The following is a 15,023-nucleotide window of genomic DNA, read 5'->3' on the forward strand; positions in this document are numbered from 1 at the left end:
TACGTTTAATAAACAAACTCTGTTACATTCAAAATGTCGATTTCTATATAACAATTAGAGGAACCTCATTTGTTGAGGTTCCCCGTTATTCTCCAACTCACGCACCGGTTAACTTCACATACTGTCAGCCGGCTCAGGGCTGTCCAATTTTAGTTAGAATATAGCTTTAACAGGTCTTGTGCTGGAAAACGATCTGCATCGTTCGCCTCAACAAAATATGCCAACTGCCATTTTTGTGTTTCAATAGCTTGTTTGCTAGTGGGATTTTCCCATTTAGGGTAAACTCTAATTGCCATTTTTCCTTTTGTAGCGGCTGTTTTAAGGATATTTTGCTTTACAAGAACTTCTTTTGGAAAAATGAATTATCCAAAATGATTATTACTGGCAAAAGTATTGATAACCAATAAATCAGCAGCTTTTTTATATGAAAAGGCTTGATTTTTACCATCTCCATCTTTTTCCCAAAAAGCAACAAACTGTCCTATCTTGTCAGGCGTTATTTTTGCGACTCTGAATCGAACTGATTTTGAATGCAGCTGAAACATACCGGCCCCATACTCTGAGTTTTGAGCTTCTTCTTGAATATCATGTATCGTTAAGTGATTTGGTTCATAAAAAATTTTATTTACATGTGTTAACGCCTTATAAAATTCATTCACTGCTTCGTACTCCTTATTTTTTATAGTACGTCATCCATTGCTTCTTGATTAAAATGGGCTGATCATGTGTTTCCAATAAAAAAACAGCCCTCCTCAGGGTTGTTTTTTTAACATTCCTTTCATTATTTCCGCCAAAATGCTGAGCAGTCCGCCTTATCCTGAATATTGAATTGAATCATGCGTTCAAGCAGCTCATAATGCACCGGTTCAGTCCATTGAATTCTGAACAAACGGGAAGTAGCGCTGTAGCCGGCACAGGCAATGTCCTCGGCAAAATGCGCAATTCCAGCTTCTTCGGGGGAAACACTTACATGATGCTTCGCTGCCGCAAAGCCGATAATAAAGGTGCCGTGATTGGTAAACATCGGCGTGTTCCACTTGATCTGCGCTTCTAAGTTCGGAAATTGGTCAGCCGTCCACGACAGGATTTCCTCCATTCGCAGACGATGATCAGGGCTGTCGATACTTGATAAATAGTCTTTGAAAACGTCCATGTCTTCCTCCTTCAACATCACGTCCGCTAGCGCCAAAACCCCGGATTTTCAGCTTTTTCCTTGATGTTAAATTCGATGATCTTCTTAAGCAGATCATAGTGCACCGGATCAGTCCATCGAATTCTGAACAGGCGCGAAGAAGCGCTGTACCCGGCTTGAGCGATGTCATCGGCAAAATGCTCCATCGTCTCTTTTTCAGGTAAAATGCTCAAATGATTTTTTGCCGCGGCAAACATAATGATATAGGTGCCGTGATCGGTAAATGTCGGTTTGTTCCACTTGATCTGCGCTTCTAAATTCGGAAATTGGCCAGCCGTCCACGACAAAATTTCCTCTGCTTTGAGACGGTGATCCGGGTTATCGATTCCTGATACATATTTTGCAAACACATCCATGCCCATCTCTCCTAAAATGAAATATCATTACTCTTTACATCATCATAGCCAACAGACGGACACGATACAACTCTGCCCGGGCATGTAAATCGAAAAAAGCCCTCCCCAAAAGGAGAGGACCCGTCCCTTCACATCACAGCTTTCTCTAATATCTCTCCCCCAGCTCCCGCAAAATAAAGTCGTAGATCATTCTTGTCCGCTCTTCTTTCGGATACAGCATGAATTCCTGCCGCTTCGGGATATGACTGCCCATCCTGTCCTGAAAAGTGGTTCTGAGATAGGCGGTTCTGTAAACCTGATTTTCAAAAGAATGATAGGATACTTCCAGCTCCATCGTTTTGCCGTTTGAGAACGTGACCGCTGTGTCATCAAATGCCGTCGGTTGAAAATCTTTAACGTGCACATGAGATATCCAGCCGCATTGAGGCCTTGCAGAAGAAAGTGTAGGGAATAAAAAGATGTGATTTGAAGGGTCCACCATAATCGGCGGCTTGTGAGAAATTTTAATCGCTTCATATGTTCCCGCTTTTCTCCCGGCATAGCTGGAGCCAAAGTAGCGGCAGCTTCTGTCGATGATGTGAATCGGCTTCATACTGACATACAGAATGCAGTCTTTTTCAATGACCTTAGACCCCATTTTACCGTCTATTTCCTCAGGCAAAACAGCGATGGTTGAACGATTTACTTCATAGCTTTCTAAGGGTGCGTGTGTTTTCTGGCACATAATGTGCAGCCTCCAATCCTTTTCTTGAAAATTTATACTAATAATCTATCATCTGTCATTGGAAAACGACAGGTTTTTTTTGAATATAGCTAAAAATCACCTTTTAAAGATGTAATTTAGTCTTAAATTACTATTTAAATATTATTTTTCTTTTTCATTTCACCTCATTTATACAATGCTAATTTTCGTTTTTTCGTCAATTTGCAGGATATGTCGATATAATTCCAAGTATTAGTTGTCTAAAGATTATAAAAATTAATTGATTTTTCCGGCCGTTATCCATATACTATAAAAAAGGCATTGGGGGGATTCTTTATGAAAGAGAAAAAGTCGTACACTGAGCTCATGAAGTCCCGCAACACGCAAAAAGCAAACGAATTCGATGTGACAATGGCCGATATTTACATTCAAATGGTGCTTGATGAATCCTTGTATAAACGCCGGATCGCCATGCTGACCATGCAGATTAATAAGGCGCTTGATGATAAAAATAAAGAAGCGTTCCTCACGCTTTCAAAAGAATATGCCGCACTCAAACAGAGTGAATAAGCCAATCCATATGGATTGGCTTTTTTTACATTATCCGTTTACGATGGTGCCGCCGTTCACATGAATCGTCTGTCCCGTGACATAGGAAGAATCATCGCTTGCTAAGTACAAATAGCTCGGCGCCACTTCAACAGGCTCTCCCGGGCGCTGCATCGGCACGTCTGAGCCGAAGACTTCCACTTCCTTCGCCGAGAAGCTCGCCGGGATCAGCGGCGTCCAGATCGGCCCCGGAGCCACTGCGTTTACCCTGATGCCCTGAGTGACAAGAGATTGGGAAAGAGATCTTGTAAACGTGACGATCGCCCCTTTTGTCGCTGAATAGTCAATCAATGTTTTGTGGCCTTTATAGGCGGTAATGGAGGCCGTATTAATGATTGAACTTCCTTTTTTCAGGTGAGGGAGCGCGGCTTTCGTTAAGTAAAACATTGAAAAAATATTCGTCTGAAACGTTCTGATGAGCTGGTGGCTCGTGATTTTCTCAATCCCCGGCTGCACGTGCTGCTCACCTGCGTTGTTGACCAGGATGTCAATGGAAGGAAAGGCTTGGCCCGCCTGGCGGATGACATCGTTGCAAAAGGCTTCGTCGCCGACATCCCCTGCGATCAGCAGACACTTCGCCCCCTCTTTTTCTACATATTGCTTCGTCTCTTCGGCATCCTGATGCTCATCAAAGTAAACGATGACCACATTAGCGCCTTCCTTCGCGAATAAAACGGATACGGCGCGGCCGATTCCGCTGTCTCCGCCCGTGATGATCGCCGTTTTCCCTTCAAGTTTTTTCGCCGCTTTCGGTTTGTCAAAAACGGGGCGCGGGTCCATTACATATTCAAAGCCCGGCTGCCGATTTTGATGCTGCGGCGGCAAGGTTTTCTTCTTCTGGTTAGCCATTTTGATCACTCCTTTACATTAATTACTATATTATGAGTAATTTGAGCATCTTATACGAATTTCATGTATGAACAGAGTCTTATTGGAAAAATTAAGAATATACAACAGAGGAGGTAAATCTGAATTGACTACTTTTTCAAACGAGGAACCGGCTTCCTATTGGAAAGCAACAGCTGACATTCCTTCCTTTCCCGCCCTCACTGAAGATACGGAATGTGACGTTGCGGTTATCGGCGGAGGAATTACGGGCCTGACAACGGCATACGAACTGACGAAAAGAGGTTTCCGTGTCGCTGTCATTGAAGCAGACCGGATTTTAAACGGGACGACCGCGGGCACGACCGCAAAAATCACCGCCCAGCATGATTTCATCTATGCCGATCTTATTCAGCAGATCGGCCTGACCAGCGCAAGGCTGTATTTCGAAGCCCATCTCCGCGCCATGGAAGACATGAAGCAGATCATCAAGGACCTTTCGATTGACTGCAGACTGATTGAACAAGACGCATATCTTTACACCAATACAGAATCAGGCGTCAAAAAAATCCGCAGTGAGCAGGAAGCTTATACCAAGCTCGGTATTGAACACGAGCTTGTGAAAGAACTTCCCGTCCCCGTTGATTGCAGGCTCGGTCTCGCCATGAAGAATCAGGCGCAATTCCATCCGCTTTTATATGGTGCGGCGCTCGTTAAAGAGATCGTTAAAAACGGGGCGCGGATTTTTGAACAGACGGCTGCGATCGACATAAAAAAAGAACCGCAGCCGGAAGTGGTCACGAAAAACAGACACGGCATCAAGTGCAGCTATATTGTCTGCTCTTCCCACTTTCCTTTTTATGACGGAGGCGGGCTTTACGCCGCCAGAATGTATGCCAGCAGATCCTACGTACTGGCGGTAAAACCGAAACAAGCGTATCCGGACGGGATGTATCTCAGCATAGACAAGCCGTCCAGATCACTGCGATACACCGATTTGAACGGTGAAAAACTGGTTCTTGTCGGCGGCGAAAGCCACAAAACAGGCCAGGGAAAAGAAATGTCCGAGCATTACGAAGCGCTGAAACAATTTGCGGAAGACACAATCGGAGTTGAAAGCATCCCATATCATTGGTCTGCACAAGACCTTGTCACCATTGACAAAATTCCGTTCATCGGTCCCATCTCGGGCGATGAAGAACATATTTTGGCGGCGACAGGCTTTAAAAAATGGGGCATGACAAGCTCAGCGCTCGCGGCGAAGCTTTTGGCTGATCATATTCAAAACAAAAAGAACCCGTTTTCCGGCCTGTTTATTCCGTCACGCTTCCACGCAGATCCGGGACTGAAAAAACTGATTTCCTATAATGCCGACGTGGCCAAACACCTTATCTCGGGCAAACTTGAGAGGCCGGACGCTTCACCTGAGACTCTTCGGCCCGGGGAGGGAAAAATCGTAACGGTAAACGGCAAACGGGCCGGCGCCTATAAAGATGAAAAAGGCTGTCTGCACCTTGTCGATACGACATGCACCCATTTGGGCTGTGAGGTCGAATGGAATGACGGCGAACGGACGTGGGACTGTCCTTGTCACGGGTCCCGGTTCACACCCGACGGCGGGGTTGTCGAAGGTCCCGCCATCAAGCCGCTGAAGCGCCTCAGCCAAGATTAACTAAACCATTCTGTACGAATGGTTTTATTTTTTTGCATTAAAATATTTTTATCAGATTCCTTCATTCAAGTTCCTTCCATACCGATAAAAAGAAAAAGAGAATATCTGGGGGAACTTATATTGTTATTTAAAAAAGACCGCAAAAAAGAAACAGCTTATTTTTCGGAAGCCGATGGAAAAAAACGCATCGCGCTTTCAAATCAATATGCAGATGTCCAAAAACAGCTGAAAATGGTCAGGCTGGGAAACGAAGAACTTCATGTGCTTGAAGAGCTGCAGCCGTTAATTAAAGAACATATCTCAACAATCGTCGATTCCTTTTACCGAAACCTGGATCACGAAAAATCATTAATGACGATCATTAACGACCACAGCACGGTCGAGCGCCTGAAAAAAACATTACGGCGTCATATCCATGAGATGTTTGCCGGCACGATTGATGATGAATTCATTGAAAAAAGACAGCGCATCGCTTCCATCCATTTGCGGATCGGCCTTGAACCGAAATGGTATATGGGAGCGTTTCAGGATCTGCTTCTGTCGATGATGAACATATATGAAGCAACCATTCCGGATTTGCATGAGCTTTTAAAAGCGATCAAAGCGACGACGAAAATATTGAATCTTGAACAGCAGCTCGTCCTTGAAGCATTCCAGAGCGAATATAACTGTCAGCGTGACGAACAAGAGGAAAAGAAAGCCCGTCTTCATCAAAAAATCCAGGAAACATCCGGATCACTCGCTGATTTGTTTTCAGAAACGAGCAGAGCCGTGCAGGAGCTGGTCGATAAATCCGAGGGCATTTCCGAGGCGTCAAAAGCCGGCACTGTCACTTCCGTACATGTCGAAGAAAAATCAATCGGCGGGAAAAAAGAGCTTGAAAGCCAGCAGAAGCAGATGAATAAAATCGACGCCAGTCTTCTGCAGATTGAAGAAGAAATGGACAAGCTGAATGACATCGCCCAGCAGATCGAAAAAATCTTCGGCATCGTGACGGGGATCGCCGAGCAAACGAATCTCCTGTCACTCAACGCTTCAATAGAATCCGCGAGAGCCGGGGAGCACGGCAAAGGGTTCGCCGTTGTCGCGACGGAGGTAAGAAAGCTTTCAGAGGATACGAAAAAAACCGTTTCCACCGTATCAGAGCTTGTGAACAATACTAATACACAAATCAACATCGTGTCCAAACATATTAAAGATGTAAACGGACTTGTAAGTGAAACGAAAGAAAAAATGGCGCAGATCAACCGTCTGTTTGATGACATCGTCCAAAGCATGAAAACGAGCAAAGACCAGACAGGCAAAATCGACGTTGATTTGCAGGCCTTTCTCGGCGGCCTTCAAGAAGTCAGCCGCGCCGTTTCCCACGTTGCATCATCCGTTGATTCACTTGTTATCCTTACAGAAGAATAAAGACAAACCGATCGGCCTTTTTCATAAAGGGCCGGTCTTTTTAATGTTAACTTAAAATATAATAGAGTTGACATATATAAAGACTCGCTTTATTGTATAAACATATTTTGATAAGCTGGAGGAATACATAATGAAATTGACAGAAATGATGCATATTGCCGTGTTTACCGCCATTATGGGACTTTTGGGGCTGCTCCCGCCGCTTTTCTTATCCTTTACGCCGATTCCGATTACGCTCCAGACGATCGGAGTGCTCTTATCGGGAAGCATCCTAAAACCGAAAGCGGCGTTTTTAAGCCAATTGCTTTTTTTGCTGATTGTGGCATGCGGAGCGCCTCTCCTTTCAGGCGGCAGAGGCGGGTTCGGGGTTTTTTTCGGGCCGAGCGCCGGATATCTCATCGCATATCCGCTGGCGGCATTACTGCTGAGCCTCAGCATCCAAGGCCTTCGCTCAGCTGCTGTCCCCCATTTGTTTATCAGACAGTTCTTGTTCGGCGTGCTGTTTTTGTATGTCATCGGCATTCCCGTTCAGGCTTTTATGATGCACATTGATATCTTAACTGCCGTAAAGCTCAGCCTCATCTATGTGCCCGGAGATCTGCTTAAAGCGGCCGCAGCCTCATTCGCAGCCGTAAGAATCAGAAAAACTCTTCAAGCAAGCCGGCTTTTGCCGACGAAAGGAAGCTGATTTTAGTCATCATGATTACATCATCATATTCAGATACAGCCGGACAAGCGCCGGAACAGATCGCAATTCAGACAGAAACAGAACAGATCACCTATCAAACTTGGAACAGGCTGGTTAACCAAACCGCAAACTGGCTTGGCAGCCTTTTAGGTAAGCCGGAAAACATTGCAATATTACTGCCGAACGGCATCCCTTTTTTACAACTTTTCGCAGGGGCGGCGCATGCCGGCTGCACGGCGGTTCCGTTAGATCCCCGCTCGGCAGCGGCGGAACTCGCGGACCAGCTGAACATCAGCAAAACCGGCCTCGTCATCTGTGACCGCCGGCTGAGCGGCAGACTGGACGGCGTCAAAACGCCTGTCATCCTGTGGGATGAATGCAGGCCTTTGATCGAGGCGGAAAAAACGGAAGGCGCTTTGATCAAAAACGCCGGCCTGCCCTTTTATACCGGATTCACCTCGGGATCGACCGGTAAGCCGAAAGCCTTCACCCGCTCTCACCGTTCGTGGCTGGAGAGCTTTTCTTGTACGAAACGTGAATTCGGCATTTCCCCTGATGACAAAGTGCTGGTACCGGGCACGCTTCGCTCGTCACACTTTTTATACGGCGCCGTCAGCACTTTGTTTATCGGCGGAACCGTCATCCTTCAAAGAAAATTCAACCCAGCCGGAATGAAAGACCGGCTCAGACAAGCTGACGTTCTATATACCGTTCCGACAATGACGGACGCCCTGCTCTCACTAGAGGCGTTTCCGGATACACCGCTCAAGGTGATTTCTTCCGGTGCAGACTGGCCCGCTTCGTCAAAACAAGCGCTGTCAGAGCGCTATCCCCATTTGCGGTTGTACGATTTTTACGGAACGTCCGAGCTGAGTTTCGTGGCGTTCTTATCGCCTGAAGACAGCGCCCGAAAGCCTGACGCGGCGGGCCGCCCGTTTGAAAATGTTACAATCGAAATCCGCCGGCCCGGCGGAGAACGCTGCATGCCGGGCGAAACGGGGAAGATTTTTGTGAACAGCCCGATGAAATTTTCCGGATACATCAACGGCGCAAAACCTGATGATTCCGGCTGGATGACGGTTGATGACATGGGATATATTGATCGTGAAGGCTATCTTTATATCAAAGGACGTGAAAACGGGATGATCGTATCAGGCGGCCTGAATGTATTCCCTGAAGAGATAGAACGTGTGCTCAACCGCTGTCCGGGCGTCAGAAAAGCGGCCGTCATCGGCATTCCTGATGATTATTGGGGCAGCATCGCCGTTGCGGTGATCGACGGAGATGCAAATGTAAAGGAACTGAAGAAACAGTGCCGCGAGCAGCTGGCGGCATATAAAATCCCGAAGAAATGGCTGTTTTCAGAAATACCGGAAACAGCCGGCGGAAAGATCGCCCGTGCCGCCGTACAAAAGCAGGCAAAGGACATGATGGAATGGAAGCTGTAATTACGGATGCGAAACGGACAATTTTCGCCCGGGAAAACGGCCTGTTAAAAGACTGTCTCCCAGAAGATTTGGCAGCTCCGCTGATCCGCCATTTGAGCCGGAACATGCCCGAAGACATTGATGAAGTCCTGATCGGAAACGCGACGGGCCGCGGCGGGAATCTCGCCCGGCTGTCAGCCTTGGCCGCCGGACTTCCTTTGAGCGTGTCCGGTACGACCATCGACAGGCAGTGCGGCTCCGGACTGGACGCCGTGAGGGTCGCGTGCCACTTTGTTAAAGCCGGTGCGGGGAGCACATACATCGCGGGAGGAGCGGAGAGCAGCAGCCGTTCCCCTTTCTCATCCCGGGCGCGCTTTTCTCCTGAACACATCGGCGATCCTGATATGGGCATAGCAGCAGAGTATACGGCACAGGCTTACGGCGTAACGAGAAAGATGCAGGACGAATATGCCCTTCTCAGCTATGAACGGAGCGTCAAAGCGCACGAAGACGGCTTGTACCGCCCGGAAATTCTTCCCTGTCACGGATTCGCCGCTGACGAAAACATGCTGAAAAAGCGGAACATGGAGCCTCTCATCTCCCGTGCCAAGCCCGTCTTTCAGTCCGGAGGCTCTGTCACCGCCGCCAACAGCTGCGGAATTTCTGACGGGGCGGCGGCAGTTTGTGTGATGGAAGAACAAAAAGCGCGGTCTCTCGGTTTAAAGCCGGGATTGCGTTTTATCGGAAGCGCGGTAAGCGGCGTCCATCCGCATTATCCGTCAGCAGCTCCGGTTTATGCCGTCAAAAAACTTTTGAAGGAACGGGACCTGTCACCGGATGATATTGATATATACGAAATCAACGAGGCGTTTGCCGTCAAAATATGCGTTTTTTCACAGCAGCTTCGAGTGCCGTATTCTAAAATAAATGTCAGGGGCGGCGCTCTGGCCGTCGGGCATCCGTACGGGGCTTCCGGGGCGGCGCTTGTCACCCGGCTTTTTTATGAAGCAAAAAGACGCCCGGATGCCCGCTACGCAGCAGCAGCGATCGGCAGCGGAGGCGGAGTCGGACTGGCGCTTCTCTTTGAAGTGTTAACGTAACGGCAGTATAATAGATGATATCGATAAAAAATGATCGGAGTGGAGACTTTATGACTGCCGTTTGTTTAGTAAGACATGGAGAGACTGATTGGAATGCCCAAAAGAAGCTTCAAGGCAAATCGGATATTCCGTTAAATGCGACGGGAGAGCGTCAGGCGAAAGAAACAGGAGAGTACTTAAAGGGGTCCGAATGGGATGTCATCGTCTCAAGCCCGATGAAACGGGCCAGAAAAACAGCTGACATTATTAACGGGTTTTTGAATCTTCCCATTGTCGTCATGGAAGATTTCAGAGAACGGAGCTACGGTGATGCGGAAGGAATGTCTTTACCGGAACGGTCGAAGCGCTACCCGGATAAAAACTACCCGAACATGGAGACAGCAGAAGAGCTGACAGACAGAATGCTTGCCGGTTTAGTGAAAGTTCAGGAGCGGTTTCCTGATCAAAAAGTACTGATCGTCGCTCACGGCGCAGCCATTCACGCCCTCTTGTCGGCCATTTCTGACGGTGATACCGACATCCAAAACGCAAAGCTTGTCAATGCGTGCCTAAGCAATATCGAACGAATTGAAAATAAATGGCGCGTCAAAGATTACAATGTAAGCAGCCACCTATCAGAATCATAACAAAAAGGCCCGAATTCAGTTTTGGGCCTTTTTGGCGAGCATTTTTTTCTGAAGATCATGTAATATGGCGTCCGCCCCGTCAATGCTCCGGCGCTCCGTCCATACCGCCCTGTCCGCGCGGTAAACGTGTCCGTTTTTTACGGCTGTCAGCTGTTTCCAGAGGTGATTTTTTTCGAGTTCTTTCTCACCGTCCAACAGTACGATGTAATCAGGATCGATATGCAAAAGCTGCCCGGGCGTCATCTTGATAGAGTCTGATTTCCCGCCGGAATCCGTCTGGACCGCATAGGTAAACCCTGCGAGCGTCAAAAGCCGGGACGTAAAAAACTGATCATCCTTTACGGAAATGCTGTCATTTGCAGCGTCAATTAATAAAATCGTGCCGCCTTCTGCATCCAGCTTTCTTTTGATGTCATTCAGCTTTTCTTCCTGAGCCGACAATTGTTTCTCTATGATGCCATCTTTACCGACCGCCTTTTCAATAGTAAGGGCAGCGTCAACCGCATCCTGATAATCCGCAGCTTCATTTTTTAAAGCGATTGTCGGAGCGATCTTTGTCAGTTTTCGGTATATCCCCCTGTGAAGGCTTGAGTCTGCAATGATGAGATCGGGCTTTAACGAAGTGATCTTTTTCAAATCGGGATGTGACGGGGGCCCGACGGACGGACTGCCGTCGTTTCGCTCTGTCCGATTATCCGCCGCAGCCACAGGCTTTATGCCGAGATCATGGAGAATATCATTAAAGCCCGGATTCAACACGGCAACGCGCTGCGGGTGCGCAGCCACATGCGCCGTCCCCAGATCGTGCCTGACGGCGGTTTCATGTTCCTGTTCTGAGCATGCCGTTATGAAGAGAACGGATAAGATCATCAGCATACTGAAAATTGGTTTCATCTGTTCCCCCTCTTTCGTTTTTCCGCAATTATATCATTGACAATATAAGTATCAATGATATTCATTATCATTATTTTTATAAAATGGTTTCACAGCTTTTCTCCGTCAAGAAAGCCGAAGACTGATTCATGCCGGCCGCTTTATTTCATTCCGATTCCGTTTCCATCAGACTTCTGCATTCAACAAAAGGTGACATTTATCCTGTTTTTGCCGCAGCTTCCAAAAATGGAATCAAACCGTTCGACCCAGCAAACAAGAGAGCGATTGCGGCTGTGTACAAATACTCATGTCCTTCCATCGGTTTTTTCCATTAAAATTTAAATATTTCGGGTTCCTATTAAACGAAAGAGAGATGATATACCTAAATAGAAATAAAACAAATTGAAAAAAATTGGGTCTACTAAAATATTATTCCATGCTATACAATTAATCCACAGAATAATCTGTCTATTGGTTGTTCTGCAAATGAAAAAAAGGAGAGGATAAAGAGTGAGAGGCAAAAAGGTATGGATCAGTTTGCTGTTTGCTTTAGCGTTAATCTTTACGATGGCGTTCGGCAGCACGTCTCCTGCCCAGGCGGCAGGGAAATCAAACGGGGAAAAGAAATACATTGTCGGATTTAAACAGACAATGAGCACGATGAGCGCCGCTAAGAAAAAAGATGTCATTTCTGAAAAAGGCGGGAAAGTGCAAAAGCAATTCAAATATGTAGACGCAGCTTCAGCTACATTAAATGAAAAAGCTGTAAAAGAGCTGAAAAAAGACCCTAGCGTCGCTTACGTTGAAGAAGATCACGTTGCAAAAGCGTACGCGCAGTCCGTGCCTTACGGCGTATCACAAATTAAAGCCCCTGCTCTGCACTCTCAAGGCTTCACTGGATCAAATGTGAAAGTAGCGGTTATCGACAGCGGTATCGATTCTTCTCATCCTGATTTAAAAGTAGCAGGCGGAGCCAGCATGGTTCCTTCTGAAACAAATCCTTTCCAAGACTACAACTCTCACGGAACTCACGTTGCCGGTACAGTTGCGGCTCTTAATAACTCAGTCGGTGTATTAGGCGTTGCGCCAAGCGCATCTCTTTACGCTGTAAAAGTTCTCGGCGCTGACGGTTCCGGCCAGTACAGCTGGATCATTAACGGAATTGAGTGGGCGATCGCAAACAATATGGACGTTATTAACATGAGCCTCGGCGGACCTTCTGGTTCTGCAGCGTTAAAAGCGGCAGTTGACAAAGCCGTTGCTTCCGGCGTCGTAGTCGTAGCGGCAGCCGGTAACGAAGGCACTTCCGGCGGCTCAAGCACAGTGGGCTACCCTGGTAAATACCCTTCTGTCATTGCGGTAGGCGCTGTTAACAGCAGCAACCAAAGAGCATCTTTCTCAAGCGTAGGTTCTGAGCTTGATGTCATGGCACCAGGCGTCTCTATCCAAAGCACGCTTCCTGGAAACAAATACGGCGCGTACAATGGTACGTCAATGGCATCTCCGCACGTTGCCGGAGCGGCTGCTTTGATTCTTTCTAAGCACCCGAACTGGACAAACACTCAAGTCCGCAGCAGTTTAGAAAACACCACTACAAAACTTGGTGATGCTTTCTACTACGGAAAAGGGCTGATCAACGTACAGGCGGCAGCTCAGTAAAACATAAAAAACCGGCGTCGGCCATGGCCCCGCCGGTTTTTTTATTATTTTTCTTCCTCCGCTTGTTCAATCCGCTCCATGATCGACGGGTGGCTCCCTCTGAAAATTTTGACGAGAAACGGCGGGTTGACCCGGCTCAGTCCCGTATCGGCCAAGTCCTGAAACGTCTCAATCGCCGCTTCCCGGTTTCCGGTCAGCTCGATGCCGTAGCGGTCGGCGGCGTTTTCCTGATACCTGGAGACGGCATTCGTAATCGGATCAGAAGCAAAACTGAGAACGGATATGAGCAGCAATAACAGCGGGAGGGCGGCCAGATCTTCAGGCCCCTTTATATGAAGCATTCGGCCGAAGAATTTGGACAGCCGCTTATAAAGCTTGTCAATGATATAGAACCCGGCTAATGACAGCAGCAGATACCCGGCCAGTCCGATGTACACGTGCTTCATCACATAATGCCCCATCTCATGCCCCATAATGAACAAAATTTCCCGATCCTTCAGTTTGTTAAGCGTCGTATCCCACAAAACGATTCGCTTATTCGAACCGATTCCCGTCACATACGCATTCAGCGCATTCGTTTTCTCCGACATATTTACTTCATAAACATGGCTGGCCGGAATATCAGCCTTATCGGCAAGCGACAAGATTTTGCTTTCCAGCTCCTTGTCTTTCAGCGGATAGAAATCATTGTATAAAGGATCAATCACGACCGGCTGCAGGAAAAACAAAAACAGGGTAAACGGCACAGTAAGACACCAAGCGTAAAACCACCATTTTTTTGTATGCTTTGTGATCAGCCAGTAAAACACAAGCACACACACGGCAAACAGCGGAAAACTGATCCAGAAATCAATGACATGGTCTCTTATCCAGCTTGCTGTTGTCTGCGTCGAAATATGATACGCAAGCGAAACCCGATATCCGATCCATTCAAGCGGAAGCGAAGCCGCCGTAACGATGAGTGAAATCACAAATACGAAGCTTCCGATTTGCAGCACCCGAAAGCGCACCGCTGCTTCCAGCCAATGCTTTATTTTTTTGGCAAGCCCCGTAATGAGCAGCAGAAAAAATAAAAACCAATCTAACGGCGCACCGATGAAAAATAAAAAATCCTTTACATTTGAAAAGTTTTCAGCGGCTTCCAGGCGGCCCGGGTCCATAAACGAGGACGGATCGGCTTTCGTTCCCTTTACGGCCTCCGGGACGGCGGAGTCGCCTGTCATAAAGAAATACCAATAGAAAAAAAGGCCGTACAGCACATAGGCAAGTCCGGCTGCCGCTATCCATTTGCGCATGGAAGTCTCCCTCCTTAGCCTGATGACTTACTCCTATTGTAAGCATAAATGCAAATAAATAGAACCAAGCCTCCGAAACGGATGTTAATCTTTTCACAACAGAAAAGAATGGAACAACAGGAAGCGGGAAAGACTAAAAGACGGAGTGATGAATATGAAAAAAATAATCGCGTTTATTGTAGTAATCGCCCTTTTGGTTATTGCTTTCTTTTATGTATACAGCCGGACCGGCGATGTGTTTCCATCAAGCAACGCAGATCTGATTATTCTGTCTGAGCACGGAAAAAAAGAAATCAAAATTAAAGACAGGCAGAATGTAAAAGATATGCTCGATATCTTGAACCAAGGAAAACAAGTCAAACTGACCAAAAGCGTATCTCCCGATTACGACGGAACGGTCAAATACCATGAAGACCGTTTCGATTCATTCAGCATGTGGCTCGAAGGCGGCAATTATATGCTGTACAAGTATAAAAACACGTATTACAAACTGACCCGGCATGATACGAAGCTTGTGCAAAGCATCATTAAGGAAGAATCGCAGAGCTGACCGGATCAGCATGTAAAAGCGAAGCCCCCGGCTTC

Annotated in this window: 15 protein-coding genes and 2 pseudogenes; 10 read left to right on the top strand and 7 right to left on the bottom strand. The window is 47.1% G+C overall.

What is annotated here, in order from left to right; translation table 11 throughout:
* Positions 1 to 149 precede the first annotated feature (149 nt).
* The 4 genes and pseudogenes from SB24_RS04555 to SB24_RS04570 form a co-directional block, all read right to left on the bottom strand.
* Positions 150 to 659 (bottom strand): annotated as a pseudogene (locus SB24_RS04555) (MepB family protein).
* A gap of 122 nt (positions 660 to 781) precedes the next feature.
* A complete protein-coding gene (locus SB24_RS04560) occupies positions 782 to 1,153 on the bottom strand; it encodes an iron chaperone (protein ID WP_039252083.1) in 372 nt (123 codons plus the stop codon).
* Between the two features lie 26 nt (positions 1,154 to 1,179).
* On the bottom strand, positions 1,180 to 1,548 hold the full coding sequence (locus SB24_RS04565) for an iron chaperone (RefSeq protein ID WP_012117235.1): 369 nt from the start codon (positions 1,546 to 1,548) through the stop codon (positions 1,180 to 1,182).
* Between the two features lie 145 nt (positions 1,549 to 1,693).
* A complete protein-coding gene (locus tag SB24_RS04570; RefSeq protein ID WP_003155179.1) occupies positions 1,694 to 2,272 on the bottom strand; it encodes a competence protein ComK in 579 nt (192 codons plus the stop codon).
* A gap of 315 nt (positions 2,273 to 2,587) precedes the next feature.
* Here SB24_RS04570 and SB24_RS04575 point away from each other — a divergent pair, with 315 nt between their 5' ends.
* Complete coding sequence (locus SB24_RS04575; RefSeq protein ID WP_007610478.1) at positions 2,588 to 2,821, top strand: IDEAL domain-containing protein; 234 nt, start codon at positions 2,588 to 2,590, stop codon at positions 2,819 to 2,821.
* 30 nt (positions 2,822 to 2,851) lie between these two features.
* Here the strand turns inward: SB24_RS04575 and SB24_RS04580 are convergent, their stop codons facing one another.
* Positions 2,852 to 3,709 (bottom strand): SDR family oxidoreductase, encoded by an 858-nt coding sequence (locus tag SB24_RS04580; RefSeq protein ID WP_007610477.1) that lies wholly within the window; start codon positions 3,707 to 3,709, stop codon positions 2,852 to 2,854.
* 124 nt (positions 3,710 to 3,833) lie between these two features.
* Here SB24_RS04580 and SB24_RS04585 point away from each other — a divergent pair, with 124 nt between their 5' ends.
* The 7 genes and pseudogenes from SB24_RS04585 to SB24_RS04610 all read left to right on the top strand — a co-directional run bounded on the left by SB24_RS04585 (position 3,834) and on the right by SB24_RS04610 (position 10,611).
* The gene (locus tag SB24_RS04585; RefSeq protein WP_039252087.1) at positions 3,834 to 5,357 is read left to right on the top strand and encodes an FAD-dependent oxidoreductase; all 1,524 of its coding nucleotides are present in this window, start codon (positions 3,834 to 3,836) and stop codon (positions 5,355 to 5,357) included.
* A gap of 231 nt (positions 5,358 to 5,588) precedes the next feature.
* Positions 5,589 to 5,963: pseudogene (locus SB24_RS20635) on the top strand (protoglobin domain-containing protein); the annotation flags it as partial.
* 9 nt (positions 5,964 to 5,972) lie between these two features.
* Positions 5,973 to 6,770 (top strand): methyl-accepting chemotaxis protein, encoded by a 798-nt coding sequence (locus SB24_RS20640; protein WP_404977402.1) that lies wholly within the window; start codon positions 5,973 to 5,975, stop codon positions 6,768 to 6,770.
* A 130-nt stretch (positions 6,771 to 6,900) separates the two neighbouring features.
* Positions 6,901 to 7,458, top strand: a complete 558-nt coding sequence (locus SB24_RS04595) for a biotin transporter BioY (protein ID WP_039252092.1) — start codon at positions 6,901 to 6,903, stop codon at positions 7,456 to 7,458.
* 11 nt (positions 7,459 to 7,469) lie between these two features.
* Positions 7,470 to 8,906 carry an acyl-CoA synthetase gene (locus SB24_RS04600; RefSeq protein ID WP_039252094.1) on the top strand — a complete coding sequence of 479 codons (1,437 nt, stop codon included), beginning with the start codon at positions 7,470 to 7,472 and terminating at the stop codon, positions 8,904 to 8,906.
* On the top strand, positions 8,894 to 9,985 hold the full coding sequence (locus SB24_RS04605) for an acetyl-CoA C-acyltransferase (protein WP_032871120.1): 1,092 nt from the start codon (positions 8,894 to 8,896) through the stop codon (positions 9,983 to 9,985). The genes SB24_RS04600 and SB24_RS04605 overlap by 13 nt, the downstream gene beginning before the upstream one ends.
* A 50-nt stretch (positions 9,986 to 10,035) precedes the next feature.
* On the top strand, positions 10,036 to 10,611 hold the full coding sequence (locus tag SB24_RS04610; RefSeq protein WP_039252097.1) for a histidine phosphatase family protein: 576 nt from the start codon (positions 10,036 to 10,038) through the stop codon (positions 10,609 to 10,611).
* Positions 10,612 to 10,626: 15 nt separating this feature from the next.
* Here the strand turns inward: SB24_RS04610 and SB24_RS04615 are convergent, their stop codons facing one another.
* On the bottom strand, positions 10,627 to 11,505 hold the full coding sequence (locus SB24_RS04615; protein WP_039252099.1) for an ABC transporter substrate-binding protein: 879 nt from the start codon (positions 11,503 to 11,505) through the stop codon (positions 10,627 to 10,629).
* Between the two features lie 489 nt (positions 11,506 to 11,994).
* Between SB24_RS04615 and SB24_RS04625 the strand changes: the two genes are divergently transcribed.
* Positions 11,995 to 13,143, top strand: coding sequence for a S8 family peptidase (locus SB24_RS04625; protein ID WP_007409199.1), 1,149 nt, complete (start codon positions 11,995 to 11,997; stop codon positions 13,141 to 13,143).
* 44 nt (positions 13,144 to 13,187) lie between these two features.
* Here SB24_RS04625 and SB24_RS04630 read toward each other — a convergent pair whose 3' ends face one another.
* Complete coding sequence (locus SB24_RS04630; RefSeq protein ID WP_039252105.1) at positions 13,188 to 14,438, bottom strand: M48 family metallopeptidase; 1,251 nt, start codon at positions 14,436 to 14,438, stop codon at positions 13,188 to 13,190.
* Positions 14,439 to 14,592: 154 nt separating this feature from the next.
* On the opposite strand from SB24_RS04630, the gene SB24_RS04635 reads away from it, so the two are divergent.
* Positions 14,593 to 14,988: a YhfM domain-containing protein gene (locus SB24_RS04635; RefSeq protein ID WP_012117225.1), complete on the top strand. Its 396-nt coding sequence runs from the start codon at positions 14,593 to 14,595 to the stop codon at positions 14,986 to 14,988.
* The last annotated feature ends 35 nt before the right edge of the window (positions 14,989 to 15,023 follow it).

Source organism: Bacillus sp. Pc3 (assembly GCF_000815145.1).
Classification (GTDB): domain Bacteria; phylum Bacillota; class Bacilli; order Bacillales; family Bacillaceae; genus Bacillus; species Bacillus velezensis.